The sequence below is a fragment of the Ancylobacter polymorphus genome, assembly GCF_030813495.1.
GTDB lineage: Bacteria > Pseudomonadota > Alphaproteobacteria > Rhizobiales > Xanthobacteraceae > Ancylobacter > Ancylobacter polymorphus.
The window spans coordinates 83257-109678 of the sequence record NZ_JAUSUI010000001.1; the positions used below are offsets into that span (position 1 = coordinate 83257).

A 26422-nucleotide genomic window follows, 5' to 3' on the forward strand; every position below is an offset into this window, starting at 1 on the left:
CTCCTTACGCCGCCGACTTCACGGGGCCGGTGGTCTTGTGGACCGCCGCGACGATGGCGTCGGCCGAGGGGATGTAGAGGTCTTCCAGTACCGGCGAGAACGGCACCGGCGTGTGCGGGGCGGTGACCATCTGCGGCGCCGCTTTCAGCGCGCCGAAGGCGTTCTGCGCGACATAGGCGGCGACATCGGTGGCGATGGAGCAGCGCGGATTGGCCTCGTCGATCACCACGAGCCGGCCGGTGTTCTCCACGCTCTCGATCACCGTGTCCCAGTCGATGGGCGAGAGGGTGCGCAGGTCGATCACCTCCGCCGAGACGCCGGAGCGGGCGAGCGTGTCGGCCGCAGTGAGCGCGCGCGGCACGGTGAGGCCGTAGCCGACCAGCGTCACGTCCCGGCCGTCGCGCACGATGTTGGCTTCGCCGAAGGGGATGGCGTAGCTCTCTTCCGGCACGTCGGCCTCCGAGCCGTACAGCGCCTTGTGCTCGCAGAAGATCACCGGGTCATCGTCGCGGATCGCCTGGATCAGCAGGCCCTTGGCGTCATAGGCGTTGGACGGGCACACCACTTTCAGGCCCGGAATATGGGTGAACAGCGGGGTCAGCATCTGCGAGTGCTGGGCGGCGGCACGGAAGCCGGCGCCCACCATGGCGCGGATGACCACCGGGGTCTTGGCCTTGCCGCCGAACATGTATTTGAACTTGGCGGCCTGGTTGAAGATCTGGTCGAAGCACACGCCCATGAAGTCGAGGAACATCAGTTCCGCCACCGGGCGCATGCCGCAGGCCGCCGCGCCGATGGCGGCGCCGATATAGGCGCTCTCCGACAGCGGGGTGTCCATCAGCCGGTTGCCGTGCTTGGCGTGCAGCCCCTTGGTGACGCCGAGCACCCCGCCCCAGGCGTCCATCTCGCCGGGCGCGCCAGCGCCGCCGACAATATCCTCGCCGAGCAGGATGACGGTGGGATCGCGGCGCATTTCGAGGTCGAGCGCCTCGTTGATCGCCTGCTTGTAGCTGATCATGCGGGCCATGGGTTTTCCTCCGTTTATTGGTTGCTTGGCTCAGTAGGCGACATAGACATCGGTGGTGAGGTCGCGGGCGCCGGGCAGCGGCGCGCCCTTGGCGGTCTCCACCGCATCGTCGATCAGCGCCGCCACTTCGCGGTCGATCAAGGCGAGGTCCGCCTCGCTCACCACGCCGGCGGCGGTGACGCGGGCGCCGAACAGCTTCAGGCAGTCGCGGTGAGCGCGGTTGTGGTCGTTCTCGCCCTTGGCCTTGTAGGTCTGGGCGTCGCCTTCGAAATGGCCGAAGAAGCGCACGGTCTTGCATTCGAGCAGCGCCGGACCGCCGCCCTCGCGGGCGCGCTTGATGATCTCGCCCGCCGCCTCGTAGACGGCGAAGAAGTCGGTGCCGTCCACCGTCACGCCGGGCAGGCCGAAGCCGGCGGCGCGGTCGACATAGGAATCGACGGCGGTGGCGTATTCGACCGAGGTCGATTCCGCGTAGCCATTATTCTCGACCACGAAGATGACCGGCAGGTTCCAGATGGCGGCGAGGTTCATGCTCTCCAGCACCGTGCCCTGATTGGCCGCGCCGTCGCCGAAGAAGGTGAGCCCCACCCCGCCATCGCCGCGGAACTTGGCGGCGAGGCCGGCGCCGCAGATCAGCGGCGCGCCGGCGCCGAGAATGCCGTTCGCCCCCATCATGCCCTTGGACAGGTCGGCAATGTGCATGGAGCCGCCCTTGCCCCGGCAGCAGCCCGTCACCTTGCCGTAGATCTCGCCCATCATCTCGTGGACATCGACGCCCTTGGCGATGCAGTGGCCATGGCCGCGATGGGTGGAGGCGATGCGGTCAATATCGGTGAGGTGCATCATGATGCCGGTCGCGCAGGCTTCCTCGCCGGCATAGAGGTGGACGAAGCCGGGAATGTCGCCCTTGGCGAATTCCACGTGCAGCCGCTCCTCGAAATCGCGGATGGTGCGCATGGTGCGGTAGGCGGTCAGCAATTCGTCCCGGGAGAGGGGAAAGGGATTGTTGGTCATGGCGTTGTCGTTCCTCCTTGGGATGCCGGGCGTTGCCGGCGGTTATTGTCGGGGCGGGCACGGCTCAGGCGCCCGCCAGCAGCGCGGCCCTGGGCGGGGCAGGGTGCGTGGTGGGGGCGGCGTGGCGCAGCAGCAGCTTCTCGCGGGCGGCGAATGCCATCACGGCGGCGACATCGACGGTGCGGAAGGCGGCGTCCTGCAGGGTGATCGTCACTTCCTGATGGCCGTCGAAGAAGAGTTCGCGCTCGCCGTCGAGCGCGACCGAGCCGGCGGCGATATCGGGCGAGAACACGGTTCCCGAGGGCATGCGGCGCCAGCTCTCCACGCCGACGGGGGTGACGAGGCCGGGGGCGATGGGCGCGTGCACCACCATGGGGGCGGTGGCCGCCGGCGCGAGGGTGAGGGCGAGCCCGCCCGGCTCGCGCCGGGTCACCGGCTCGATCAACCCGGCAATCGCGGCCATGCCGATGACTTCCGGGTCGGCGAAAGCGACATAGAGCTCGCGAAACGTCTCCGCCCGCCACAAGGCACGGGCGCCGACGAAGCGGTCGGTGACGAGGGCGACATCGACCAGCGCGATGTCCGGCGGCCCGCCATCGATGCGCACCTCGATCAGCTTGTTGGCGGCGAAGGCGAGGGCGGCCGGCACCTGGCCCATGGCGGCAAGGCCGGTGGCGAGCCCGGTGATGGTGGGTTCGCGATGCTCGGGAAAGGCGTTGTTGGTGCCGGTGGAAATGCCGGCGATCGGCACCTGCCCGCACTCCGCCACCACGGCCCGATGGGTGCCGTCGCCGCCCAGCACGATGATGGCGGCGATGTCGCCGGCCTCGCGCATCATCCGCGCGGCGCGGCGGGTGTCGTCCACCGTGCCGGTGACCGGCATGGCGAGATGGGTCAGCCGGGGAAAGCGCGCCTCGCCCTGCGCATTGGAGCGCTCCATGCCGCGCAGCACATGGGTGGCGATGCCGCCGCGCTCGGGCATCATCACCACCTCCTCGATGCCGCAGGCGGCCAGCGCGGCCAGCGCGCGCAGCACGATATTGGCGCGGTCCGCCACCTGCACGCTGTTGGCGCTGGCGACGACGCGGCGAATGTCCCGCGCCGAGATCGGATTGGCGATGATGCCGACCTTCGGCGGCGTCGATGACGTCATCCGGCGTCCTTCCCGTGGCGTTCGTCCCTGCGGGCCGCGCCTTGCCGGGCGGCCTCGTTATGCCGCCTCTCTCCGCAAAGGCCGGGCCAAGTGGTGCTATGGCCCAAGCCTTTGAAATCGTTGAGGCGGGGAGATGTGGGCGCGGACAGGCGGGTGAGGCGGCGCCGCCGCACCTGTGGCGCCGGACGCCACAGCTGTGGCGCAGGCCTCACTTCGTGGCGAGGCGGCGGCGGCAGAGTCTTGCGCCTGCCCGCCAAGGGGACGACACTGCCGGCAAACGGGAGGTCACATCCCGATGCCGGCACCGTCCGGCACAAACATTCCGGGAGGACGCCGATGAGACGGGAACAGGCCGCTCATATCGACGAGCTCGTGCGTGCCGCCGGCGGGGCGGCGACCCGACGCGACGCGGTGATCCAGGATTCCTGGCGGCGCTGCGTGAGCGAGCACCGCCTCGACCCGGAAGTGCTGCGCGAACCCTGCATCCTCACGCCGTCGCGGCTGCGCGAGCACCAGGACGCGATGGAGGAGTTCACCCACACCGCGCGCTTCGGCGTGGAAACGCTGTACCGGCAGGTGGCCGGGCTCGGCTATGTGCTGCTGCTCACCGACGCCAAGGGCATTACGGTCGATTTCATCGGCGACCCCACCTTCGACAACAACCTGATGCGCGCCGGCCTCTATCTCGGTGCCGACTGGAACGAGCAGCATGCCGGCACCTGCGCGGTCGGTACCTGCATCCACACCGGCGAGGCGCTGGTGGTGCACCAGACCGACCATTTCGACGCCACCCATATTCCGCTCACCTGCACGGCGGCGCCGGTCTATGACCCCTCCGGCGCGCTGGCCGCCGTGCTCGACATTTCCGCCCTGCGCTCGCCGGAGCCGAAGGAGAGCCAGTTCCTGGCGCTGCAATTCGTGCGCGGATTTGCCAACAAGATCGAGACCGCCAATCTGGTGAACCGCTTCCGGCGGGAATGGATCATCAAGCTCGCCGCCTCGCCGGAATTCGTCGATGTCGAGCCGAGCTATGTGCTGGCGGTGGACGGTTCCGGGCGGGTGCTCGGCTTCAACAACGCTGCCCGCCAGCTGCTGCTGCGCGAGGACGGTGCTGAGGGGCAGGGGACGGCGGCCCGCTCTCTGGTGGGGCGACGGCTCGGCGATTTCTTCGAGCTCGACGTGAACGATCTGCCGCGCTTCTCGCACGCCTTGCCGGCGGGCCAGCGGCTGGTGCGGCTCGCCCGTTCCGGCACCCCGCTCTTCGCCGCGACGCTGGCCCCGCCGAGCCGGCCGGGGCGGCCGGTGGTGGAGCCGCCGGCGCCCGCTTTGCCGGCGCCGCTGGCCGGGCTTTTCCGCGACGACCCGGCCATGCGGCAGGTGGCGATGCGCGCGGCCAAGCTGGTCAACACCCAGATGAGCCTCTTGATCAGCGGCGAGACCGGGACCGGCAAGGAATATCTCGCCAAGGCGATCCATGCCGCCAGCGCCCGTGCCGCCCGCCCCTTCGTGCCGGTCAACTGCGCCGCGCTGCCGGAATCGCTGGTGGAGGGCGAACTGTTCGGTTACGAGGCCGGCGCCTTCACCGGCGCGGCGGCACGCGGCAAGAAGGGGCTGGTGCTGGAGGCCGATGGCGGCACGCTGTTCCTCGACGAGATCGGCGACATGCCGCTGCCGCTGCAGACAAGGCTGCTGCGCGTGCTGGCCGAGCGCGAGGTGACGCCGCTCGGCCGATCCCGGCCGGTGCCGGTGAATATCCGCGTCATCGCCGCCAGCCATCGCGACCTCGTGGCCGAGGTGAAGGCCGGGCGCTTCCGCGAAGATCTGTATTTCCGCCTGTCGGGCGCGGTGCTGGTGTTGCCGCCGCTGCGCGAACGGCGCGATTTCGACTGGCTGGTGGGGCGGCTCATCGCCGGCCGCAGCCATGCCGGCGGCGCGCGCGTCAGCCTCTGCGAGGAGGCGATGGCGGCACTGAAGGCGCATGACTGGCCGGGCAACATACGCGAACTCGCGAACGCGCTGGACTATGCCTGCGCGGTGGCGGAGAGCGGGATGATCGGCGTGGAGGATTTGCCCGACCGGCTGCAACCGCGCGCGCCGGCCCGCGCGGGCGGCGAGGCGGCGCTCGCGCGGGTCTGGGCCGCGCCGCCGGGCGGGGCGCTGTCCTGGCCGGCGGATCGCCCCTGCGCGGTGCCTGGCCCTGGCGGGCGCGAGGAACTGATCGCCGCGCTGGCCGCCCATGGTTGGAACGTCTCGGCGGCGGCGCGCGATCTCGGCCTCGACCGCACCACGGTTCACCGGCGCATGCGCCGCTTCGGGCTGGTGACTCTGCGGCAGGGGGCGAGCCAGTTTTCCTGATCGCGGACCGCTCAGCGCCCGCCTTCCTCCGCGCGCTTGCGGGCATAGAGCGCCGCCGATTCCGCCCATCAACGCGCTGTTGGCGTAGATCACCAGGAGCGCCATCAGAGAGAAAATATGAACACGTATGTCGTTGAAATGGCCTTCCATTAGACGAGTGGCGACCTGGTCTTCGGCGAAGGGATAATGGGGAGACGCCGGAGGCAGCCGTCTTGGAGTGGCCGGTTTGCGTCGCCGCTCTGATGACCGAGCACAGCGCACGCCCTCTCCTCGGAGCGACAGTTTGTCCGAGGAGTGATTTTCACCGACCTTTGAATGTCTGCTCGGCGATCCCCACGAAGCCCGTTTGCAAGGCGAAAAGCGAGCCGGAGAGCGGAGCCGCTTGCAGCAGCGGAGCCGTGAGGTCCAGCCGCGCACTGGTCGCGAAAAGAACAGCCAGCCCCTGCCGTCCAAAGGCAACACTCGTAAGGCGCGGGACCGGCAAAGGTATCACAAGCTCGCGCTCCCCCTCCGACGAGAAGCGGGTAACCCGCCAGCCATCCCAGTGCGCCACCCAGACACCCCCGTCGGCGTCAACGGTCAGTCCGTCTGGATATCCCTCGTCGATCGCCATTTCGGCGAAAACCCGGCGATTGCGGAGACCGACGACATCGGGCGCAAGATCATAGGCGAGGATCCGCCGTCCAACACTGTCGCTGAGATAGAGCACATCGCCACCCGGCGAGAAGGCCGGTCCGTTGACCACGGTGAAACCGCTGTCCGCCAGAACGGGAGGCGATCCCGGCACCCAGCACCACAGCGCCCCCCGTGGATCGCGCTCGGCAAGATCGCTCGTACCGATCCAGAGGCGTCCCCACCGGTCGACCTTGGCATCGTTGTAGCCGATGCCGCCGCGTCCGGCTTCGGGATGGCAGAGCGGTTCCATGCCGTCGCGCCCCCAGTCAAACAGCCACAGGCCGTCGGAGGCGCTCAGGATGAGACGACCGGGCCCGTCGCCGGCGACGATGGCGCCTAGCGGCGGTGGACGATTGATCCGGCGGGTCTCCAGCCGCCCCTCGTCGTCCATGCGGTGGAGGCGGGCGAGGGCCAGGTCGAGCCAGTAGAGGTGGCCATCCACGGGATGCCAGAGCGGCGCCTCGCCGAGTGCGTCCCCGGTTTGAGCGACGACCCGGAAGGTCGGGCGCGAGGAGATCGGTCCACGGGTCATCGTCCGCCCTTCCCGAGGCCTCAGGACGCCACGTCCATCGCCGTCACACCGGCCGAGCCGGCATCGTCTCCGGCGCCCGAAGCAAACAGGACACGGCCCCCGACGGAGATTTCCACGTCGACACGGTATCGCTCCAGGGCGGCTGGGGCGATCTCAACACCCAAGCCCGGTGCCTCGGGTGCCGCGATCTCTCCATTGCTGTCGCGCTCGATGTGGTTGGCCGTCAGTTCCAGCGCGAGCGGCTGCAGCGCCACCGGAAATTCGCAGAGCGTCGCCTCGGCCACGCCGGCGAAGGGCTGGAGCGAGGCGCTCAGCGCGAGGTTCGAGGTGAAGGTGTGGTTCACATAGATGACCCCCCTGGCCCGCGCATAGTCGGCCACCCGCTTTGCCGGGCCGATGCCGCCGATGCGCCCGCAATCGATCTGCACATAGCCGATGCCGCCGAAATCGATGAGGTTGCGGGCCATATGGAAATTATGGGCGCCTTCGCCGCCGGCCATCTTCACCGTGCTGCGCGCGGCGAGCGCCGCGTATTCGCCATAGGCGCTGGCGGCGAACGGCTCTTCCAGCCACGTGGCGCGCGCCGCCTCGAGGGCCGGAAGGCGCTCCGCCGCCCGCTCGACATCCTCGCCGAAGACCTGGCCGACATCGACGAGGAGGATTCCATCGGCACCCACCCCCTCGCGAGCGGCGACGAAATGATCGACATCGACACCCAGCGCGCCGCGTCCGATCGGGCCCCAGCCAAACTTCACGGCCCGGAATCCCTGGGCGCGCGAGCGCCGGCCGCGCTCCAGCGTCTCCTGCGGCGTGTCGCCGAAAAGCTGCGAGGCATAAGGCGTCTTGCGGCAGGAACGGTCATAGCCGAGCAGCTTCCAGACCGGCTCGCCGCGCGCCTTGCCGAGCAGGTCCCACAGCGCCATCTCGATGCCCGACCATGTGTGCGCGGCCTGCAGCAAGTCCATGCTGTCATATTCGACCTGCGCGGCCATGCGGGCGATGTCCCGCGGCCCGTCCAGCCGCTGGCCAAGCACCGCGCTTTGTACCGGCTGGCAGGCGCCATGCGACATCGGGCAGACGAACGCGGCGATGGAGGGCAGCGGAGCCGCTTCGCACTCGCCCCAGCCGATATGGCCGCCGGCCGTGACGCGCACGACGAGGGCGTCCTGGCTGCCATCGGCCGCGGTAGTGATCTCGGGCATGGCCAGATAGAAAAAATCGACGGCTTCGATCTTCATGGGACGCGTCTTCTCTCAAAAGGCAGGTTTGGGTCGGGCGGCGTGGCGTGTCAGACACGCTCGCCGGCGCGTTGCATCAGTCCGATGGCGAAGGTGATGGCGGCGGTGCACAGAAAGATCAGCGTCGCCAGGGCGTTGATCTCCGGGACGAAGCCCACCCGCATCATCGCCCACAGGCGGATCGGCAGCGTGGTCTGCGATCCCGCGACGAAGAGGGTGATCAGCGTCTCGTCAAAGGAGATGGCAAAGGCCAGGAGGACGCCGGAAATCAGCGCTGGTCGCAGCTGGGGCAGGATCACGTAGCGCAGAGTCTGCACCCGCGACGCACCGAGGTCGAGTGAGGCCTCGGTAAGGCTGCTTCCCAGCAATTGCAGCCGCACCAGCACCGTGCGGTACACCACCGGCACGATGAAGACGACATGGGCGATGATGATCGTCACCAGCCCGCGGCCGAGATCGATCTCGCGAAAGGCGATCAGCAGCGAGAGGCCGGTGATGATCGGCGGCAGCAGGAACGGCAGGAACACCATGATCTGCATGGCGATACCGAGGCCCCGCCGTGCCGAGACGAAGTAGAAGGCGAACATCAGCGCCAGCACCAGCGCCAGAAGGCTCGATACCGTCGCCACGACGAGCGAGGTCGAAAGCGCCGCGAGGATCTCGCCATTGGCAAGCAGGGCGACATAGGGATCGAGCGAGAAGGGCGCGAATCCCAGTGTGCCGCGCACCCTCACGATCTGGAAGAAGGAGAGCGCCCCAGTCGCCAGCAGCGGGGCATAGAGGGCAATAAGGCCAAGCCCGGCGACGAGGCCGAGCAGCGCATCGAGACAGGGCGCCTTCTGCTTCATCGCACATGCTCCCGCCGGAGGCTCAGGCCGGCGAGCGCCACCGCAAGCAGCGTAGTGGCGAGCAGAATGACGGCGAGGGCGGAGCCGAGCGGCCAGTTGAGCGCGAGGCCAAACTGGCTGAACACGATGCGTCCGAAGGTGAAGCCCTGGGTGCCGCCCACCATTTGCGGCGTGACGAAATCGCCGAAGGTGAGAATGAAGGTGAACACCGCGCCCGCCGCGATGCCTGGCCGCGCGAGGGGCAGGACGACGTCGCGCAGCGCCTGCAGCGGCGTGGCGCCGAGGTCGGCGCAGGCGGCGAGGTAGTTCGCCGGGATGCGATCCAATGCCAGATAGATCGGCAGGATCGCATAGGGCAGATACAGCACCGCGAGAGCGATGAAGATGGCCGTGCGCGAGAACAGCAGCGCCTCGATCGGCTGATCGATCAGCCCGAGCCCCAGCATGGCTTCGTTCAGCAACCCGCGTTGCCCCAGAATGGAGCGGATCGAATAGACCTTGATGATGTAGCTCATGAACAGCGGCAGCATGAAGCTCATCAGGATCAGGAAGCGCATGCGCGGGGTACGCCGGAAGATGAACAGCGCGATGGCGGTGGAGAGCGCCACATTGACCAGCGTGACCTGCAGCGACAGCCCAACCGTCTGCAGATAGACGGACAGGTAGCTGCCCTCGGTGAAGAAGGCGCGGTAGTTGGCGAGCGTCGGGATGAGAAGGATCTGCCCATCCTGCAGCGTCCAGAAGCTCACCACTACGAAGGAGAGTATCGGGATCACCACGAAGAGCAGCGGCAGGCCGAGATTCAGCGCATGGCCAAGGCCGGCGCGCAGGAGGTCTTGGCGATCGCGTCGAAGGGGAGTGTTCATCACGCCCATGCTCACGGTGCCGCCTGCAGCAGAGCGGCGTCGTCGGCCGCCCAGCCGAGCCTGACGGATGCCCCCGGCCGAAGCCCGGCGACCGCCCCGTCGGCGAGGCGGCGAACCTTGATCACGGCACCCGGCAGGGCGGGAGTGAGCAGCTCGATCATCACATTGGCCCCCAGAAAGCGCACATCCGCCACGTCGGCCGGCAGCCCGTCCCGGGCGGCCGGATCGGCGTCCAGCCGGACGTGCTCGGGGCGCACCGCCAACAGCACGGCGCTTCCCGGCGCCGGTGCTGGCCCGTCGACGGTCGCGTCGAGGCGCCCGGCGGCGGTGTCGACCGTGCAGAGCCGGCCGTCGACCGCGGCCAGCCTTCCCGGAATCAGGTTGTTGTCGCCGAGAAAGGAGGCGGTGAAAGGCGTGCGGGGGCGGCGATAAAGCTCCTCGGGCGCGCCCTCCTGCTCGATGCGGCCGCGATTGACCACGATGATCCGGTCGGACAGTGCGATCGCCTCCTCCTGGTCGTGGGTGATGAAGACGAAGGCGATGCCGAGCCGGCGCTGCAACGATTTGAGGAAGCGCTGCATCTGCGCGCGCAATTCGACATCGAGCGCCGACAGCGGTTCGTCGAGAAGGATGAGCCGCGGCTCGCAGATGATGGCGCGGGCCAGCGCCACGCGCTGGCGCTGGCCGCCGGACATGAGCGCGGGATAGCGTCCGCCGAGGGTGCCCAGCCCCACCGTGTCCAGCACCTCGGCGACACGTTCGGCGATCTCCGCCTTCGGGCGCCCCCGCACCTTCAGGCCGTAGCCGACATTTTCGGCGACCGTCATGTGGTGGAACAAGGCGTAGTCCTGGAAGACCGTATTGAAGGGGCGTCGGTTGATCGGCACCGCGGAAAGGTCGCGCCCCTCGAACATCAGCCTTCCGCCGTCGATCCCCTCGAAGCCGCCGATGATGCGCAGGATGGTGGTCTTGCCTGAACCGGAAGGCCCGAGGATGGTGAGGAATTCGTTGTCGGCCACGGTGATGTCGATGCCGTCGAGCACGCGCACCGCGCCGTAGCGTTTCGAGACGTTGTCGAGATGGAGGAGAGGCTGCACGCGTGTCGCTCCGTCATCCGGTCGAGGAAGGCGGCATCCCGATGCCGCCCGAGGTCACGTCCGGCCCGTCGGGCCAGCCCTATCGGAGGTGGCGGCTACTCGGCCGCCTTGACCTCGTTCCAGATCGCCTGGCGGCGAGTGTAGTCCTCTGGATTGTCCGCCCAGATCAGGCGGCTCGCATAGTCCATCCCCTCCGGGGCATCGGTGGTCGAGCCGTAGCCGAACTTCTTCGCCATGTCGGCGCCGATCTTCTTCTGCAAGACGAAGTTCATCCAGGCATAGGCGGCGTCAGGATTGGACGTGCCCGCGCTGACCGAGAGATTGTCGAGCCAGCCGACCGCACCTTCCTTCGGGATGGCGTAGCCGACATCGAAGCCTTTTTTCTGCAGGTTGATGGCTGCGAGTTCACCCATGGAGAACATCAGCACCACATCGTTCTCGGTCCAGATGGTGGTGCCTTCGTCAAAGCCGGCGAAATAGGTGAGCAGGTTTCGCTTGAGGGCGATCAGCTTGTCCTTCACCTGCGCGAACTGCGCGTCGGTAAGATGGAACGGGTCCTTGATGCCGAGCACGATGGCACCGAAATTGATGGCGTTGTTGGCGTCGTCCAGCGAGATGACCTTGCCCTTGTATTTGGGGTCCCACAGCACCTCCCAGCTTTCCGGCGCGGTGGGAAAGGTCTTCTTGTCGTAGACCATGCCCAGCGAACCCCACGCCCACGGCACGCCATAAGTGGCGCCGTCGAAGGTGGCGTTCGCCATGCCCCGGAAGTCGGGGAGAAGATTGCCGGCGCTGGTGAGCTTGGCCTTGTCGATCGGGGCGATCAGCTTCTGGTCGGCATAGGCCTTGAGGCTGGCCGTATCGATGGTGACGACGTCATAGTCCTTGCCGTTCGATGCCTTCATCTTCGCGATCTGCTCGTCGACGCCGCCGACATAAGTCACCTTCACGGCGATGCCGGTTTCCTTCTCGAATTCCTCGACCCAGGCCGGATCGGCATAGCCCTCATAGGCAAGCAAGCGGACCTCGCCTTTCGGCTGGGCGACGGCCGCCGCCGAGGAGAGAAGGGTAAGCGTGGCGAGCGATGCAGCTACCGCCCTCGACATCCAATTCATCGTCCGTTCTCCATCTGGCGCCGTTTGGCTTTAGCGAAAAAAATCATATTTAATTTTCGCGGTCAATTCGACGCCTGAAGAAACCGGCCAAAAAGCGCTATGATCACGCGGTGACCTCCCCACGCCGCCGAACGACTCTCAATTGACGCCTCGAAATATCATATTTTATATCGACACCTTCCCGCCCACCATTCTGGAACCGCTCATGTCCACCGAGGCCCCGTCTGTTCCACCCGCCGCCCGCCGCCTGGAAGGACGGATCGCCGTCGTCACCGGCGGAGCACGCGGCATTGGTCGCTGCATTGCCCAGCGCTTCGCTGCCGAGGGCGCGCAGGTAGTGGTGGCCGATATCGACGAGGCGGAAGCGCTTCATGCCGCCACCGAGCTCGGCCCGCAGGCGCTGGGACTGCGCGTCGACATCGCCGATGCCGCCTCGATCGCGGCGCTGGCGCAGACCATCGAGCAGCGCTACGGCCGTTGCGAAATTCTCGTCAACAACGCGGCCATCCTCGACGCTGCTGGCGTGGACGCCATGAGCTTCGATCATTATCGCTCGGTGACAGACATCAACCAGGATGGCGCCGTCCGGGTGACGCTCGCCTTGCTGCCGCTCATGCGCAAGGCCGCCGCAGGCCGGCGCATCCTCAACATCGTCTCGATCCAGGGCCTGCGCGGAACCCGCAATTCCCTCGCCTATGCCACCGCCAAGGGTGCGCTGGTCAACTTCACCCGAGCCCTTGCCTGCGATCTCGGCGCGGAAGGCATCGTCGTCAACGCGCTGGCGCCCGGCTTCATCGATACGCGTATGGCGCAACTGCCGGATGGCAGCGGCCACGAGCACGAGACCGACTGGTTCCGCGACATCTATATCCGCCACGGACGCATCCCACTGCGACGACCCGGCACACCGGTGGACATCGCAGGCCCCGCCTTCTTCCTCTGCTCGGACGATGCGCGCTACGTGACCGGCCAGATACTGCTCGTCGACGGCGGCCTCTCCGCCACCTTCTAGAGCCTGATCCGATCAGGTTGAAACGACCTGATCGGTGAATCAGTCTCTAAGTTACGGATAGAGAACGTTTTACCGATCTGATTGCGGTGCAATCAGATCGGAACGTGCTCGAGGCGCCGGGAAGCGGACGCGCCGCGAGGCTGTAGCGAAGGAAGGTGGGCCGCTCCGGGCTCGCCGCCAGACAGGTCAGCGTGCCGGCGGCCGCAATCGGGTTTTCGGCCAGCGACACCGGTTCGGCGAAGTCGAAGCACGAGGCGATCGGCTCGATGCCGAGGCCACGATAGCGCCCATCCCAGGGCGCGCCGGCCAGGGTCCGGTCACTCATCCACAAAAGGCAAGAGGGCAGGAGCTCCTGGTCCCAGTCCAGGCTCAGCACCGCGCCGCGCTCCGCAAAAACGGCCTCCACCGCCCCTTCAACTCCGCAGAGCTGCAGCACGTCCTCCATGGGCGTCGCTTTCGGCAGGCGCGTCAGGTCGATAACGCCGCCCGCGCGCGCCGGCACGGCGGCGAGGGTCGCGAAATCGCGACCAATGGCTGCCCCCATCGCCCCGCCCGGCACCGAGGCCGGATAGGTGAAGCCACGTCGGAAATGGGCCTGAAGGCGCAGGCTCTCCGTGGGAACATCCAGCGACAGGATGGGATGCAGGCCGAGCGGAAAACGGGTGGCGCGCCGCACGTCTATCGCGAGCTCGAGGTCCAGCGCCGGAGCGTCGGGTCGCACCGCGAGCGTGCGGGTGAGCCGCCGCACCGCATGATCGGCCGGGTAGTCGAGCGTCAGCCGGATATGACCGGCGCCCCGCTCTTCCACGCGCCATATGGCATTGGCGGCAGGGCCGTGCGGAGGGTCATTGCAGAGCTCAAGACCGAACCCGCCCCAGCCCGGCGCGATCGCGTCAAGCGGCCCGCCGACGCCGAAGGGCAGGCAGACGAACTCCGCTCCCAGATGACGCAAATGAGCGGGCAGGGCGCCCAGCAAGGGATCGTCCGGCGACCAATGCGGCCGGGCGAAGGGCGCAAAGGGCCCATCCGGCAGATGGAAGACCAGCTCGGCGAGCATCGCGCCCACCGGCGACACCCGCAGGGCGCCATGCGGCCAGTCGAGCGCGAGGAGGTCGAGCGGCGCGCCGCTCACTTCAGCGCCGCGAGCAGCGAATCCTTGCCGTCGAGGATCACGTCGCGCATCGCCCTTGCCGCCCCCTCTCCCTCGCCGCCGGTAATCGCTTCGAACACCGCCCGATGCTGGCTGATATCGTCCTCGACGCTCTTGTCCGCCTTCAGCGCCTGCTGCTGGATGGAAAAGCTCAGATGCAGGAAGTCGGCGACCAGATGGGCGAAGCTGCCGAGCAGCACGTTGTGGCTCGCGGCGAACACCGCCATGTGGAAGGCGACGTCGGCATGGGCATAGGCCGTCAGATCGCCGCTCGTCGCCTCCATGGCGTGCAGGGCCGCCCGGATGCGGCGCAGATCTTCGATCGTCGCCCGGCCGGTGGCGAGTTGGGCGGCCGCGGGCTCGATCATCAGGCGTAACTCGATCAGGTCGCGCATCATGGTGTCGCGCAGCGCGGCGGAACCGTTCCCATCGCCGAAATGCCAGGCGAGCACGTCACTGTCGAAGGTGTTCCACAGGTCGCGCGGGCGCACCCGCGTGCCGACCTTCTGACGCATTTCGATCAACCCCTTGGCCGCCAGCACCTTCAGCGCCTCGCGCAAGGAGGGGCGGCTCGCCGCGAACTCCGCCATCAGGTCCGGCTCGCGTGGCAGCAATTCGCCGGGCGCGAAACGGCCGGAGACGATGGCGCGGCCGAGCTCGGTGATCACATGACCCTGCACGCCGCTGATGCGATAGCCGGACGGTCGCGCCGGACGGGCCGGGCGCCCCTCACCGGACGGGGCTTCGGCCTCGGGGCGCTGGCGTGGCGTCGATGGGCGCTCCGTCACTGGCGCTCTCCGTCTTCAGTCGTTGCACCGCCTGATGATGTGCGGGCTTGGGTCCATCCCTGCGGGACACGATAGCCTACGCCGGGCACGGCAGCTCCGCCGCCCGCCAGCCCGCGACCATGTCCACAGAAATCATTTAAATCATATTTTTAATCCAAACAAGCATGAGAAGCGCTGTGGTGTCTGGACAGGCCGTGTAGATTAAATAATATTTTTAAGTCGACACAGAACCACCCTTCCCGGACCAGGAGAATGGCATGTTCAGGACCGTATTGGCGGCCGTGCTCGCGGCTGTCGTCAGCGTCAGCGCGAGCGCGCAGGAATTCCAGTTCGAGGCGCCGCCTTTGTTCGAGAATTGCGGCGATCCTTCCCTCGCCCGAGCCAAGGCCGAAGGTGTGACCCTCGGCTTCTCGCCCTCGCCGCCCTATTCCTCTCTCGATCCAGTGACCAAGAAGGCGGGGGGGCTCGATATCGAACTGGTGGAGGCGGCGCTGAAATGGGCTGGCGTCTCCAAGTTCAGATATGAGGTGATGCCGTTCGGCCAGCTTATCCCGGCCCTGCTCGCCAAGCGTATCGATGTTGTCTCCGCGAACATCCACGTCACTCCGGATCGGCTCAAGGCGGTGTCCTTCTCCGGTCCGGCCTGGTGGTACGGGCCGGCGATCGTGGTGGCGAAGGTCAATCCGGCCGGCATCACCTCCTTCGAGGGCCTCAAGGGCAAGAAGGTCGGGGCCATCGCCGGTTCGGCGGCCGATGAATATCTGCGCAAGATCGGCGTCGCCGTGACGGCCTTCCAGACCGACGCCGAGGAATTCGCGGCGATCTCAACCGGCCGCGTCGACGCCATTCTCGACGACGACGTGAAGATCGTCGAGTTCATCAAGGCCAACGGTTCGGCGCCGATCGAGATCGTCGCCAACGTCGCGATCCCCGACGAGCTCATCTTCAAATATGGCTATGGCTATGCCCGCTACGCGCTCCGCAAGGACGATTGCTCGTTGCGAGCCGCCTTCACCCAGGGGCTCGCCGAAGTGCGCGGCAATGGTCAGGCCACGGCGATCTTGAAGACGTACGGGCTCACCAACCGCAACCTGTTCTTCTTCCCGCTCTGACAGCCGCCAGACCCGGCAAGCGGACGCGCGAGGCGGTTGCCCCCGCACGTCCCCCCCCGGCTTCCGCGGCAGGTTGCGTCATGAACCTTCTCGATCTCTCGGTCGTCGACGAATACGGCGCGGTCTTCTTGCAAGGTCTCGCCATGACGACGTTTCTCACCCTCGTCGTCATCCTTCTGGCAGGCGTGCTCGCTGTCCCGCTGGCGCTGGCGCGGATGTCCGCGCGGCGCTGGATCCGCTGGCCGGCGGATTTCTATGTTGAGTTCATCCGGGCCACGCCGCTGATCCTGCAACTCATCTACATCTATTACGTGCTGCCCAGCGCCGGCATCCGGCTGGAGCCGGTGACGGCGGCGATCATCGGCCTCACGGTGAACTACTCCGCCTTCATGAGCGAGGTTTATCGCTCGGGCATCCAGGCGGTGCCGAAAAGCCAGTATGAGGCGGCCCAGAGCCTGGGGCTCAGCCGCACCATCACCTTCGTCAAGATCATCTTCCCGCAAGCCTTCCGCACGGTTCTGCCGGCACTCGGCAACTATCTTATCGCCCTGTTCAAGGATACGGCGCTGGCGTCGGTGGTCACAGTGCAGGAGCTCATGTTTTCCGGACAAATCGTCGCCGCGCGCAACTACCAGTACTTCACCGTCTACACTGTCACGGCCATCCTCTATTTCTCCGTCGGCTTTCCCGCCGCCCTTCTCGTGCGCCGTCTGGAGCACTGGTCGCGGCGCGGCTGGGCGTCGGCTGAGCGAAAGTCCTGAGTCATCTCCATGCCCGACATCACCTTGCCAAAAGTGACCATCCGCTCCATCGCCGTCGCCCCGCTGTTCGGCGAAAGCCCGAAGGGCGGCTGGTCGGCGGAGATCAAACCGGAAGACTCCGTCCACGCACTCATCGCCGTGCATACGGAGGAGGGCATCACCGGCCATGGCAGCGTGTTCACCGACGGGCGGCTCGTCCAGGCCGCCGTCGACGTGCTCGAACCGCTCTGGCGCGGCGAGAACGCCCTCGAACCCGAGCGGGTCACTGAAAAGCTGCATCAGAACAGCTTCTGGATGGGGCGCGGCGGCAGCCTCACCCATGCGATCAGCGGCATCGACATCGCGCTGTGGGACATTTTGGGCAAAAGCCTTGGTCAGCCCGTGGGGAGACTGCTCGGCGGCACCTATCGCGACCGCGTGACGCCCTATTGCTCGCTGTTGATGGAGGAGCCCGAGCGCATGGCCGAGGTCATCGGCCCGCATCGCGCGCGCGGCTTCAAGGCCTTCAAGATCGGCTGGGGTCCCTTCGGTCGGCGCGGCAGCGCGACGCTCGACGAGGCGATCGTGCGGGCCGCGCGCGAGGCGGCGGGGCCAGATGCCCAACTCTTCGTCGACGCGGGGGCCTCCGACGCCTATTGGCCACAGGGGCTGAAATGGGCGCTCAACACCGCGCAAATGCTGCGCGACTACGATGTGGGCTGGTTCGAGGAGCCGCTGCGGCCGGATGCGCTGGAAGGGTTTCGCACGCTGCGCCGGGCGAGCCCGGTGCCGATCGCCGGCGGCGAGGTGCTCACCCGCCGTCAGAGTTTCGTTCCCTGGCTGTCCACCGGCGCCCTCGACATCGTGCAGCCGGACGTGACCAAGGTTGGCGGCCTCAGCGAGCAGCGACGCATCGCCTGGCTCGCCGACGATTTCGGCCTGCGCTATGTCGGCCACGGGTGGAACACCGCTCTGGGGCTGGCTGCCGATCTTCAGCTGGCCGCCGCGCTGCCGCACTGCGACCTCGTCGAGTTCATCGGCGGCAGCGCCTATGTCGACGGCATCGTCGCCGAGCCGTTCATTCTGGACGACGAGGGCAAGCTGCATATTCCCGACCGGCCGGGCCTCGGCGTCAGCCTCGATCCTGAGGCGCTGGCGCGATTCACGCACACGCCCGCGTCGCTCTTCGCCGCAGCGTGAGGTCTGCTGCGAGAAGTCCGCTGCCTGTTCAGTTGAGCGCCCCGTATCGATATCAAGGGAGAATGCGACGATGAAGCTTGTCCGTTACGGTCAACCGGGGGCGGAGCGTCCCGCCATCCTCGATGCGCAGGGCGTGCTGCGCGATCTGTCCGGCATCGTGCCCGATATCGCCGGGGCGACGTTGCTGCCGGAAGGCCTTGCCAAGATCGCCGCGCTCGATGTGTCGACGCTGCCGGTCGTGGAAGGCACTCCCCGCATCGGCGCCTGCGTTGGGCAGGTTGGCAAGTTCATCTGCGTCGGCCTGAACTACACCGACCACGCCGCCGAATCCGGGATGGCGATCCCCGATGAGCCGGTGCTGTTCATGAAGGCCACCAGTTGCATCGTCGGCCCCAATGACGACGTCGAAATTCCCCGCGGCTCGGAGAAGACCGACTGGGAGGTCGAGCTCGGCATCGTCATCGGCAAGGCCGCCAAATACGTGTCGAAGGAGGACGCCTACGACCACGTCGCCGGTTATTGCGTGATCAATGATGTCTCCGAACGGCATTTCCAGCTCGAGCGCGGCGGGCAGTGGGATAAAGGCAAGGGCTGCGACACCTTCGGCCCGATCGGTCCGTGGCTGGTCACCACCGACGAGATCACCGACCCGCACGTGCTCGACATGTGGCTCGAGGTCGACGGCAAGCGCTACCAGAACGGCTCGACCCGCACGATGATCTTCGATGTGCCGACCATCGTCTCCTATGTCAGCCAGTTCATGAGCCTGCAGCCGGGCGATATCATCTCCACCGGCACCCCGCCGGGCGTCGGCCTTGGCCAGAAGCCGCCGGTTTATCTGAAGCCCGGCCAGACCATGCGCCTCGCCATTTCGGGACTCGGCGAGCAGCGGCAGACCACCGTTCCGGCGGCGTGAAGGAATTAGCCAGATGAACAAGCTTGACCTCACCGGCCGCGTCGCCATCATCACCGGCGGCGCCCGCGGCATCGGCTATGCCGCCGCCGAGCGCATGCTGGCCTCCGGCGCCTCCGTCGCACTGTGGGACATCGACGCCGTCCGCCTCGAGGAGGCTGCCGCCGCGCTGGGCAAGCTCGGCAAGGTGTCCACCCATATCGTCGAACTGACCGACGAGGCCTCCGTCACCGCCGCCACCGCCGCGACGGCGGCGGCGCACGGCAAGATCGACATCCTGGTCAACAATGCCGGCATCACCGGCGGAAACGGCAAGCTCTGGGAACTCGACACCGAGACCTGGCGCCGCGTGGTTGACGTGAACCTGGTCGGGTCGTTCCTCACCTGCAAGGCGGTGGTGCCGGAACTGCTGAAGAATGGCTGGGGGCGCATCGTCAACGTCGCCTCGATCGCCGGCAAGGAAGGCAACCCGAACGCCTCGCATTATTCGGCGTCGAAGGCGGGGTTGATCGGGCTAACCAAGTCGCTGGCGAAGGAACTGGCGACCTCGAACATCCTGGTCAACGCCATCACCCCGGCTGCGGCGAAGACTGAGATCTTCAACCAGATGAAGCAGGAGCACATCGACTTCATGCTGTCGAAGATCCCGATGAACCGCTTCCTCGCCGTCGAAGAGGCTGCCGCCCTGATCGGCTGGCTGGCCTCCGAGGACTGCGCCTTCTCGACCGGCGCCGTCTTCGACATCTCCGGCGGACGCGCCGTTTATTGACGAGGCGCGCCGGCAAAAGGCGGCACTCGCTCCAGCCCAAGTCAACGCAGGACGCAATTGGCGGTCACGGCGTTACATGGCGTAGCTTTGGCGCGGTGTGAACGCGTCGAACAGGCCGAACCGCACCGCCGCCAGGGCCGCGATCACGGCAAGGAGGACGATGGCCGGCGCCGCCGGCACCAGCTGGCGCACGCGGAAGGCGATGAGGCGGAGGCGCCCAACAGGGCGACGCCGGAGATCAGGGCGAAAGGGTCGATCATCAAGGGCTCTCGCGCGGATGCCCTTGGGGAAGGGCGCGGTCCCCCTATAGAGGAGCGCAGGGGTCACTCCTGGTCACTCCACCGCAGGAGTGGCCGTCGGGGACCGCGTCAGCAGCCAGTAGGGGCCGCTGTCGCCCGTCCGGATGAAGCCCTTGCGTTCATAAAGCCGGCGGGCGGGATCGTTCTTCCCGACCTGGATGGAGGTGCTGCACCCGAGCGCCGCCGCCTCGGCACTGGCCCAGTCCAGCACGATGCCGCCATAGCCCCGGTTGCGCGCCTCCGGAATCAGGCTGAAGTCGATGATGCGGTGATCCTGCGGCCCGCGGTGGAGATAGAGACGCCCGATGGGCACGTCGTGCCGTTCGATGATGAGCAGGGCGGCGCCCGCATGGTTGCGGGTGTAATGCGCCACCTGCCTGCGGTACTGCTCGGCGAAGAAGGCACGCCGTTGCTCTTCCGGCCAGCCCTCGCCATCGAATGTCGGTCCGCGCGCGCCGGTGTAAAGCCCGGCGAGGAATGGCATGTCGGCGGGCGTCTCCTCGCGCAGAACGATGCCGTCCGCCAATGAATGGCTTTCCGGCGGCGCGCCATGGAGGGCGGGCTGGGTGGCGGGAGGCGGCGACGACGCGCTCCAGGCCATATAGGGATAGACGCCTTCCAGGGCGATGCAGAAGCGCAGGGCGAGATAGGGCTGGCGGTTGTCGCGGGCCTCGCCGCCACCGGTTTCGCTGATCGCTGCCTCGGCAAACAATATGTCCTGCTTTTGGTCGTCCTTGATGAAGGTTGCCACCACCGAGGTCGTGCCTTCGACGGTGTGCCGAGTGAGATAGGTCGCGGATGAAGGCTGATCCGTCGAACGGGTCAGTTCGGACGAGAAAGCTGTGGTCACCACGTGATTGTGCTGGGGCACCTGATCGAGCGTGATCACCGCCTTGGTGGTCCCCGTTTTTTTGCCAAGCGTTGCGGGCATCAGGCCAGCACCCGTTCCCTGTCCGAGAGGGACGCGGCCCGCAAGGTTGGGCAGGACGACATGGCCGTCCCTGGTTCCGTAGGTTGTGCCGAGGATCGAGTACAGCGCCTCATTTTGCGGTGTGGGTATCTCGGCGCCCGCACAATCGGCCCAGCCCTCGGGCGGGTAGGGGAACGCGAAGATCCTGATTTCACCCATATACGGATCCGCGACAAAATCCTGTTGATCTGACGGATGCTCGCCAAAGGTGGCGATGATGAACGTGATGGCGAGGCTTGGCATCATGTTGCTGTGTGGCGTGACACCGCCAAGCCCATTGCCGCCGGCCTCGGTAAGCACGTCGTTCCTCAGGGGGCGGATCGTGTTGTCGGCCCTGTGGGTAATGTAAGCGAGCCCGCGTGGCGCGGCCTGATTGGGGGACTGGGTCGCCGCATAGATCCGGCGGTCCGGCGATGCGTCGGCGGCTGGGTTCTTACTGGCTATCAGCGCGTGGCGGTGGGGCGGCAGGGTCTCCTTGGTGAATGTGATCTGGTCGATGCCGCCCGCGCTGCCGACCGCGCGTGGCGTCAGGCCAGGGCCGGGTCCATCGCCGACGGGAACGCGCCCCCGAAAATCCGGGAGTGCGAAGGTCGTTACGCCGTCACCGCCCCACACCTTGCCGAGAATGGCGAAAAGCGCGCGATATTGGGCCACAGGAAGCTTCCGCCCATCGCAGACCAGCCATCCGTCCGGTGCTTCGATACCGGCAAACATCCGGATTTCGCCAAGATACGGGTCCGACATTGTGGAACAGCCTCCCAGAGAAAGCGCTTGCCGGGCGCCTGCGCGCTCATTCCCGGCTTTGTTGCGGTGGAGTGGGGCCCGCGTGAGGGAGGGGCCGGCCCGTGCTAAATGCGTTGTGGAAAGATCCCCTCCACCGCGATGCAGAACCGGAGCACCGCGAAGGGCTGCATATTGTCATGATGTCGCGTCGCGTCTTCCGTGTTGTTTGCGGGAACTTTGCTCCCAAACCAGAGGATTGAGTCCGGGTGCAACACGGTCAGGTTGCCGGGGCCGCCAAACAGGTAGCGGTCGTTTTGCGGTTTCAGGTCGTCCCTGGCGGCGATGGCAATGCGCGCGTCGACGGCGTTGCCGGTCGTGCCAACGGTTTTGCGCGCCTGAAGCCTGTGCGTATGCTTCGGTAGATGCAATTTCGAGAGTTCGATAGCCTCGACACCGCCGGTCTCTCCGAGAGGATGCGACGTTTTGTTGTCGTCGAGGCCCTGACACAGGGGAACGCGGCCGCGCAGATCCGGCAGGGCGAAATTGGTCTTTCCATCACCGCCATAGGTGACCCCAAGCAGATTGAACAGCGCCTTGTTGGCGTCGACAGTGATCAGGGTGCCATCCGCGACCATCCATCCGGCGGGCAGGAGGGTGAAGGGAAACAGGCGAATCTCGCCGAGGAAGGTGACGCTCATGGCGCTCTCGCAATACGGAAGGGCCGGTTGTAATGGGTGTCAGTTGCAACCACAAAACCATACCCGTAACAAAAGGCAAGCAAAAGTTGTATTTGGCGGTCCGCCACTCTCTTAACGCGCTGTTCGGCTTGCCGTCGGAGGGTAAGTAGGTAAGCTCGTCCGCGTGCTGCGATTGACGGCCAACAGCGAAGGAGGGGGGAATGGGTAGTGACACTGGCGAACGACCTCCGGCCGAGGGCTCGTCACTGACGTCGCCCGCGACGGCAATGCCGGGGCGCAAGCTGTGGGAACGGCCGACAATGTCGGTCATGCCGGCCAGCTCTGCGCAGGACGGCGACGGAGAAAGAAATGACGGTGATTTTTCATCGTGATTTCCGGCGCGGTTGAATTCCTCGCCTCCGCCGCCGCTTGCTGCGCCGGCTTTCGTCCGCCGCACACCGTCGAGCGATGTGGGATCGTGGCGCGTGAAGGAGCAGAGTCGCAGCTGAATGGGCTTCTGTGGAACCGGCGATCCCGCGCCTGAACTAGCGGACCGCATGGCCCGGGCCCTGCAATATGCAGCGGGCCGGGTGAGTGGATGGCAGGGCGACGAGGTCGTTCTGCGTGCCGGCGACGGGGCGCTGTGCGCCAGCGATGTGCATGCCGCGATTGTGTTTGACGGCCGTCTCGACAACCAACCCGAGATCGAACGCCGGCTTGGCCGGCAGGCTGGCGATGTCGGCGCGCTCCTGCTTGCCGCCTATCATCGCTGGGGGAAGGACTGTTTCACCCATCTCATCGGCGACTATGCCTGCGCGATCTGGGACAGGGACGCGCGCGCCTTCTACCTCGCCACCGATCCCGGCGCCCTGCGCACCTTGTTCTTCCGCACCGATCGCGGGCGCCTGCTGTTCGCCACCGAGCAGCGCGGGCTTTTCGCCTGCCCTGACGTGCCGCGCGAAATCGATCCCGACCAGATGGCGGCCTGGCTGTGCATGCTGCCGCGCGAGCCGCTGCGGACATTCTTTCGCGGCATCAACCGCGTGCCGCCGGGGCATGTCGTGCGCTGGGCGGACGGCGCCTTTTCGCTGGAGCGCTGGTGGCGGCCGGAGGACGTGCCGACGCTCCACCTACCGCGCGACGAGGATTATGAGGAGGCGCTGCGCGCCGCGCTGGACGAGGCCGTGCGCGCCCGCATCCGTCCGGGCGAGCGCATCGGCAGCGATCTTTCGGGCGGTCTCGACAGTTCGGGCGTCTCGGCGCTGGCCGCAGGGCAGTTGGCGAAAGAGGGACGGGAACTGACCGCCTTCACCGCCGCGCCGCGCCATCCGCATCCCAGCCGCCGCAACCGCTTCACCGATGAATGGCCCTCCGCCGCCGAGATCGCCGCGCTCTATCCCAACATCACCCATGTGCGGATCGACAATGATGACGAGCCGCTGCTCGACGCGCTGGACCGGCGCGAAATGGCCAGCGACTGGCCGGTGCTGAACGCGACCAACACGGTGTGGATCGACGCGATCCACCGTGAGGCGAAGCGGCGGCGGCTCGATGTGCTGCTGCAAGGCGCGATGGGCAACATGACCATCAGCTATTCCGGCGGGGAGAGGCTGGCGGGCCGGCTCCGCGCCGCCGATGTCGCCGGCACGTGGCGCGCCATCGCCGATCTGCGGCGGGGAGGGGGGCGTTCCTGGCTCGGCATTGCCGGCGAGGCGGCCGACTTTCTCCTGCCGCTGGCCCTCAGCCGCGGGCTCCGCTCCCTGCTGGGGCGGGCACCGACGGGCGTGTTCGACTACTCTGCCATCCACCCGGATTTCCTGAAGCGTTCGGGGCTGACTGACCGTGCCCGGACGCTGGGAGGCCATCTGCGCAACCTTACGCGGGGAGACAGCCGGGCCCTGCGTCTCGCGGTTCTCGACCGCACGGATCATCGCGGCCACCATGCCATGGCGACACGCCGGCTGTTCGGCCTCGACGTGCGCGACCCCACCAGCGACCGGCGGGTGATCGAGCTATGCCTGTCCATTCCCGAGGAGCAGTTCGCTTTGGGCGGGGTGCCGCGCTCGCTCATTCGCCGTGCGATGCGGGGGCTTCTGCCGGAGGTCGTGCTGAACGAGCGGCGCAAGGGGTTGCAGGCGGCGGACTGGCGGGTCGGCTTCCAGCAGGCGATGCCCCGGCTGCGGGCGGAAGTGGGGCGGCTGCGCGCCAGCCCCTTCGCCAGCGAGTGCCTCGATCTCAACCGCATGGACGCGCTGCTCGACGCCTGGCCGGGCGTCGACGATGCCGGCGAACGGGCGAACATCGACTATCTCTGCGCCTTCAGCCGCGCGCTCACCGCCGGCCGCTTCATTCGCCGTGTCGAGGGCGGCAACGGCTAGCGCTGCCGAGGCTGCGGATACCGGGGGCTCAGCGATAGGCGAGGCGCGCCATGACCCGGCCCTGGTCCGCGGCGAGGCGCTCCGCCAGCTCCGGCGCCAGCCCGGAGCGCCACCCGCCGGCGCCCCCCGCGCGGAAGAATGGCGCGTTGGAGGCCCGGTGCCGCTCGCGGAATCCCGTCCGGGCTTCCTGGCTGGCGAGCACGCTGAAGCTGCTGGCCTCCAGGCTCCGGCTAACCGCCTGGCGCGTATCGTCGAGATCGAGGAAGCGGCAGAGCTCGGTGAAGCGCTGCAGCGGGTCGGCCAGCAGGTCCTCGTAGCGCAGCGGCAGCAGGCGCAGACCGGCTGCGTCGAGCCAGCTCTCCACATGGGCGCTCCAGGACGACACCCACTGCTCGACATTCATGTTGAGGCAGGGCGACGAACGTCCCATGCGGAAGGCCGAATCCGCCATACGTTCGACACTGGCCGCGACCGACCAGCCAAAATGATGCGCCAGCGAGATCGCCACGTCGCGCGGGTCCCGGACGATGTAGACGACACGGTTTATCGCATCGGCCGGTATCGCCGGCTCGCGCGCACCGGGCGGGACGAAATTGCAGTCATGGGTTTTGTAGAAGTCCGGCTGGTCGTGCGCGACGCGACGGCTGGTGAGGGGGCGAAGCAGGGCGACCTCCTGCGGCGTCAGGTCGGCATGCTCCAGCCCCGCATGACGATCCTGCAGAATCCGCGCGCTCAGATTCGCTATCCGTGCCAGATCGACATTGAGATCGATCGGCTGACCGCCGCGCAGGTGGCTGGCCAGGAAAGCCCGCAACCAGGTGTTGCCGGACTTCGGATAAGAGGCGATGAGGGTGAGGCCGCTCATCCGCGCACGGTGGCGGCGATGGCGTCGAGCCAGCGCCCGGGCGGTGCATCCGGCAGGCGCCGGAGCGTGTAGACGGGCACCGTGCCGGCAATCAGGGCATGCGCCTGAAACAACGCCTTCTCGGCCCCCAGCGCCCGGCCGATCTGCATCCGAAATGTCCCGGTTTCCAGAGCCGCGAGGATGTCGAGCGGCGCGGAAAGGCGCTCGATGCCCTCCTGCTCGCCATGTTTGGCCCGGCGCAGCATGAAGAGGGCGCGCAGGGGGATGGGGCCCCGCACCCCCGCCTGCGGCTCGATGAAGTGGAACTTGTCCTGCCCGCGCCGGTTGCGCTCCAGGCCTTCCGTGGGCAGCGCCGCATCTTCAAGCGCATCGCGCCAGAGTTTCAGACGCGGAAAGGAGGGCCGCACCGGGGCGGGGCTACCGGTGTCGAGAACGCAAACATCGTCAGATACGACCGCGTGGCCGCGCTGTGCGAAGCGCAGCGCGAGTGTGGACTTGCCCATGCCGGAATGACCGCAGAAGGCGACAGCTCCATCCTCGATCACCACACTGGACGCGTGCAGCGGCAGCAGGCCACGTTGATGGCAGACCAGGCCGAGCACCGAGCCGAGCAGGAACAGCCGGATTTCGGCTTCGCGCGCCTCCGGCTGCGGCGCGATGGTGATGTCACCCGACCGCTGCACGAGAAACCGCCCCACCATCGGCACCTCCAGCAGGCCGGTGCCGGTGCCGTCGATCTGCAGCCAGGGGCTGATCGTCCGCCCGCCGGGCAGGCTGTCGTCAACCGCACCAAGGCGGACGGTGAGGTCTGGCGGCCGGTCGTCGCCCTGCCACTCCAGAAGCTCGGGCAAGGCGACGGCGGAACGAACGCGCCAACCGCAGAGCAGGCGATCGGTCATGAGGGAC

At 67.2% G+C, this 26422-nt stretch carries 24 protein-coding genes; 8 read left to right on the forward strand and 16 right to left on the reverse strand.

Translation table 11 applies throughout. From position 1 onward, the window contains the following. Positions 1-4: 4 nt before the first annotated feature. From J2S75_RS00515 to J2S75_RS00525, 3 genes are all read right to left on the reverse strand, one after another. Positions 5-1027 carry an alpha-ketoacid dehydrogenase subunit beta gene (locus tag J2S75_RS00515; RefSeq protein ID WP_307017173.1) on the reverse strand — a complete coding sequence of 341 codons (1023 nt, stop codon included), beginning with the start codon at positions 1025-1027 and terminating at the stop codon, positions 5-7. 30 nt (positions 1028-1057) lie between these two features. Then, complete coding sequence (locus J2S75_RS00520; RefSeq protein ID WP_307017175.1) at positions 1058-2041, reverse strand: thiamine pyrophosphate-dependent dehydrogenase E1 component subunit alpha; 984 nt, start codon at positions 2039-2041, stop codon at positions 1058-1060. A 64-nt stretch (positions 2042-2105) separates the two neighbouring features. Continuing rightward, a complete protein-coding gene (locus tag J2S75_RS00525) occupies positions 2106-3194 on the reverse strand; it encodes an ATP-NAD kinase family protein (protein WP_307017177.1) in 1089 nt (362 codons plus the stop codon). A gap of 336 nt (positions 3195-3530) precedes the next feature. On the opposite strand from J2S75_RS00525, the gene J2S75_RS00530 reads away from it, so the two are divergent. Continuing rightward, entirely contained in the window at positions 3531-5549 is a 2019-nt protein-coding gene (locus J2S75_RS00530) for a sigma-54-dependent Fis family transcriptional regulator (RefSeq protein WP_307017179.1), read from the forward strand. 301 nt (positions 5550-5850) lie between these two features. Here the strand turns inward: J2S75_RS00530 and J2S75_RS00535 are convergent, their stop codons facing one another. From J2S75_RS00535 to J2S75_RS00560, 6 genes are all read right to left on the reverse strand, one after another. Then, the gene (locus J2S75_RS00535) at positions 5851-6756 is read right to left on the reverse strand and encodes an SMP-30/gluconolactonase/LRE family protein (RefSeq protein WP_307017181.1); all 906 of its coding nucleotides are present in this window, start codon (positions 6754-6756) and stop codon (positions 5851-5853) included. 20 nt (positions 6757-6776) lie between these two features. After that, the gene (locus J2S75_RS00540; protein ID WP_307017183.1) at positions 6777-7994 is read right to left on the reverse strand and encodes a mandelate racemase/muconate lactonizing enzyme family protein; all 1218 of its coding nucleotides are present in this window, start codon (positions 7992-7994) and stop codon (positions 6777-6779) included. A 50-nt stretch (positions 7995-8044) separates the two neighbouring features. Continuing rightward, on the reverse strand, positions 8045-8842 hold the full coding sequence (locus J2S75_RS00545; protein ID WP_307017184.1) for an ABC transporter permease: 798 nt from the start codon (positions 8840-8842) through the stop codon (positions 8045-8047). Then, positions 8839-9708 carry an ABC transporter permease gene (locus J2S75_RS00550; RefSeq protein WP_307017187.1) on the reverse strand — a complete coding sequence of 290 codons (870 nt, stop codon included), beginning with the start codon at positions 9706-9708 and terminating at the stop codon, positions 8839-8841. Before J2S75_RS00550 ends, J2S75_RS00545 begins: the two co-directional genes overlap by 4 nt. 11 nt (positions 9709-9719) lie before the next feature. Next, a complete protein-coding gene (locus J2S75_RS00555) occupies positions 9720-10805 on the reverse strand; it encodes an ABC transporter ATP-binding protein (RefSeq protein WP_307017189.1) in 1086 nt (361 codons plus the stop codon). A 95-nt stretch (positions 10806-10900) separates the two neighbouring features. Next, complete coding sequence (locus tag J2S75_RS00560) at positions 10901-11911, reverse strand: ABC transporter substrate-binding protein (RefSeq protein WP_307017191.1); 1011 nt, start codon at positions 11909-11911, stop codon at positions 10901-10903. Between the two features lie 214 nt (positions 11912-12125). On the opposite strand from J2S75_RS00560, the gene J2S75_RS00565 reads away from it, so the two are divergent. After that, positions 12126-12932: an SDR family NAD(P)-dependent oxidoreductase gene (locus tag J2S75_RS00565; protein WP_307017193.1), complete on the forward strand. Its 807-nt coding sequence runs from the start codon at positions 12126-12128 to the stop codon at positions 12930-12932. Between the two features lie 46 nt (positions 12933-12978). Here the strand turns inward: J2S75_RS00565 and J2S75_RS00570 are convergent, their stop codons facing one another. Together J2S75_RS00570 and J2S75_RS00575 are read right to left on the reverse strand one after the other, a co-directional pair. After that, positions 12979-14064, reverse strand: a complete 1086-nt coding sequence (locus tag J2S75_RS00570; protein ID WP_307017195.1) for a hypothetical protein — start codon at positions 14062-14064, stop codon at positions 12979-12981. Beyond that, positions 14061-14870: a FadR/GntR family transcriptional regulator gene (locus tag J2S75_RS00575; RefSeq protein ID WP_307017197.1), complete on the reverse strand. Its 810-nt coding sequence runs from the start codon at positions 14868-14870 to the stop codon at positions 14061-14063. Before J2S75_RS00575 ends, J2S75_RS00570 begins: the two co-directional genes overlap by 4 nt. A gap of 257 nt (positions 14871-15127) precedes the next feature. On the opposite strand from J2S75_RS00575, the gene J2S75_RS00580 reads away from it, so the two are divergent. From J2S75_RS00580 to J2S75_RS00600, 5 genes are all read left to right on the forward strand, one after another. Then, positions 15128-15982 carry a substrate-binding periplasmic protein gene (locus J2S75_RS00580; protein WP_307017199.1) on the forward strand — a complete coding sequence of 285 codons (855 nt, stop codon included), beginning with the start codon at positions 15128-15130 and terminating at the stop codon, positions 15980-15982. Between the two features lie 80 nt (positions 15983-16062). Next, entirely contained in the window at positions 16063-16743 is a 681-nt protein-coding gene (locus J2S75_RS00585) for an amino acid ABC transporter permease (RefSeq protein WP_307017201.1), read from the forward strand. Between the two features lie 9 nt (positions 16744-16752). Further along, positions 16753-17922: a mandelate racemase/muconate lactonizing enzyme family protein gene (locus J2S75_RS00590; RefSeq protein WP_307017204.1), complete on the forward strand. Its 1170-nt coding sequence runs from the start codon at positions 16753-16755 to the stop codon at positions 17920-17922. A gap of 70 nt (positions 17923-17992) precedes the next feature. Next, complete coding sequence (locus J2S75_RS00595) at positions 17993-18838, forward strand: fumarylacetoacetate hydrolase family protein (RefSeq protein WP_307017206.1); 846 nt, start codon at positions 17993-17995, stop codon at positions 18836-18838. A 13-nt stretch (positions 18839-18851) separates the two neighbouring features. Next, positions 18852-19604, forward strand: a complete 753-nt coding sequence (locus J2S75_RS00600) for an SDR family NAD(P)-dependent oxidoreductase (RefSeq protein ID WP_307017208.1) — start codon at positions 18852-18854, stop codon at positions 19602-19604. A 72-nt stretch (positions 19605-19676) separates the two neighbouring features. On the opposite strand, the gene J2S75_RS00605 is transcribed toward J2S75_RS00600, so the two are convergent. From J2S75_RS00605 to J2S75_RS00615, 3 genes are all read right to left on the reverse strand, one after another. Further along, a complete protein-coding gene (locus J2S75_RS00605; protein WP_307017210.1) occupies positions 19677-19931 on the reverse strand; it encodes a hypothetical protein in 255 nt (84 codons plus the stop codon). Between the two features lie 6 nt (positions 19932-19937). After that, complete coding sequence (locus tag J2S75_RS00610; RefSeq protein WP_307017212.1) at positions 19938-21617, reverse strand: GNAT family N-acetyltransferase; 1680 nt, start codon at positions 21615-21617, stop codon at positions 19938-19940. 104 nt (positions 21618-21721) lie between these two features. After that, positions 21722-22294 carry a phage tail protein gene (locus tag J2S75_RS00615; protein WP_307017214.1) on the reverse strand — a complete coding sequence of 191 codons (573 nt, stop codon included), beginning with the start codon at positions 22292-22294 and terminating at the stop codon, positions 21722-21724. 536 nt (positions 22295-22830) lie between these two features. On the opposite strand from J2S75_RS00615, the gene J2S75_RS00620 reads away from it, so the two are divergent. Beyond that, positions 22831-24651 (forward strand): asparagine synthetase B family protein, encoded by a 1821-nt coding sequence (locus J2S75_RS00620; protein ID WP_307017216.1) that lies wholly within the window; start codon positions 22831-22833, stop codon positions 24649-24651. 28 nt (positions 24652-24679) lie between these two features. Here J2S75_RS00620 and J2S75_RS00625 read toward each other — a convergent pair whose 3' ends face one another. Continuing rightward, a complete protein-coding gene (locus J2S75_RS00625) occupies positions 24680-25516 on the reverse strand; it encodes a sulfotransferase domain-containing protein (protein ID WP_307017218.1) in 837 nt (278 codons plus the stop codon). Beyond that, positions 25513-26415, reverse strand: coding sequence for a hypothetical protein (locus J2S75_RS00630; RefSeq protein ID WP_307017220.1), 903 nt, complete (start codon positions 26413-26415; stop codon positions 25513-25515). Before J2S75_RS00630 ends, J2S75_RS00625 begins: the two co-directional genes overlap by 4 nt. Between the last annotated feature and the right edge of the window lie 7 nt (positions 26416-26422).

Coding starts and splice junctions, on each gene's coding strand:
- J2S75_RS00560 (WP_307017191.1), bottom strand. CDS start 11,911: ATGTCGAGGGCGGTAGCTGCATCGCTCGCCACGCTTACCCTTCTCTCC.
- J2S75_RS00520 (WP_307017175.1), bottom strand. CDS start 2,041: ATGACCAACAATCCCTTTCCCCTCTCCCGGGACGAATTGCTGACCGCC.
- J2S75_RS00615 (WP_307017214.1), bottom strand. CDS start 22,294: ATGAGCGTCACCTTCCTCGGCGAGATTCGCCTGTTTCCCTTCACCCTC.
- J2S75_RS00625 (WP_307017218.1), bottom strand. CDS start 25,516: ATGAGCGGCCTCACCCTCATCGCCTCTTATCCGAAGTCCGGCAACACC.
- J2S75_RS00590 (WP_307017204.1), top strand. CDS start 16,753: ATGCCCGACATCACCTTGCCAAAAGTGACCATCCGCTCCATCGCCGTC.
- J2S75_RS00595 (WP_307017206.1), top strand. CDS start 17,993: ATGAAGCTTGTCCGTTACGGTCAACCGGGGGCGGAGCGTCCCGCCATC.
- J2S75_RS00600 (WP_307017208.1), top strand. CDS start 18,852: ATGAACAAGCTTGACCTCACCGGCCGCGTCGCCATCATCACCGGCGGC.
- J2S75_RS00535 (WP_307017181.1), bottom strand. CDS start 6,756: ATGACCCGTGGACCGATCTCCTCGCGCCCGACCTTCCGGGTCGTCGCT.
- J2S75_RS00545 (WP_307017184.1), bottom strand. CDS start 8,842: ATGAAGCAGAAGGCGCCCTGTCTCGATGCGCTGCTCGGCCTCGTCGCC.
- J2S75_RS00630 (WP_307017220.1), bottom strand. CDS start 26,415: ATGACCGATCGCCTGCTCTGCGGTTGGCGCGTTCGTTCCGCCGTCGCC.
- J2S75_RS00525 (WP_307017177.1), bottom strand. CDS start 3,194: ATGACGTCATCGACGCCGCCGAAGGTCGGCATCATCGCCAATCCGATC.
- J2S75_RS00585 (WP_307017201.1), top strand. CDS start 16,063: ATGAACCTTCTCGATCTCTCGGTCGTCGACGAATACGGCGCGGTCTTC.
- J2S75_RS00580 (WP_307017199.1), top strand. CDS start 15,128: ATGTTCAGGACCGTATTGGCGGCCGTGCTCGCGGCTGTCGTCAGCGTC.
- J2S75_RS00610 (WP_307017212.1), bottom strand. CDS start 21,617: ATGTCGGACCCGTATCTTGGCGAAATCCGGATGTTTGCCGGTATCGAA.
- J2S75_RS00565 (WP_307017193.1), top strand. CDS start 12,126: ATGTCCACCGAGGCCCCGTCTGTTCCACCCGCCGCCCGCCGCCTGGAA.
- J2S75_RS00620 (WP_307017216.1), top strand. CDS start 22,831: ATGGCCCGGGCCCTGCAATATGCAGCGGGCCGGGTGAGTGGATGGCAG.
- J2S75_RS00530 (WP_307017179.1), top strand. CDS start 3,531: ATGAGACGGGAACAGGCCGCTCATATCGACGAGCTCGTGCGTGCCGCC.
- J2S75_RS00540 (WP_307017183.1), bottom strand. CDS start 7,994: ATGAAGATCGAAGCCGTCGATTTTTTCTATCTGGCCATGCCCGAGATC.
- J2S75_RS00550 (WP_307017187.1), bottom strand. CDS start 9,708: ATGAACACTCCCCTTCGACGCGATCGCCAAGACCTCCTGCGCGCCGGC.
- J2S75_RS00515 (WP_307017173.1), bottom strand. CDS start 1,027: ATGGCCCGCATGATCAGCTACAAGCAGGCGATCAACGAGGCGCTCGAC.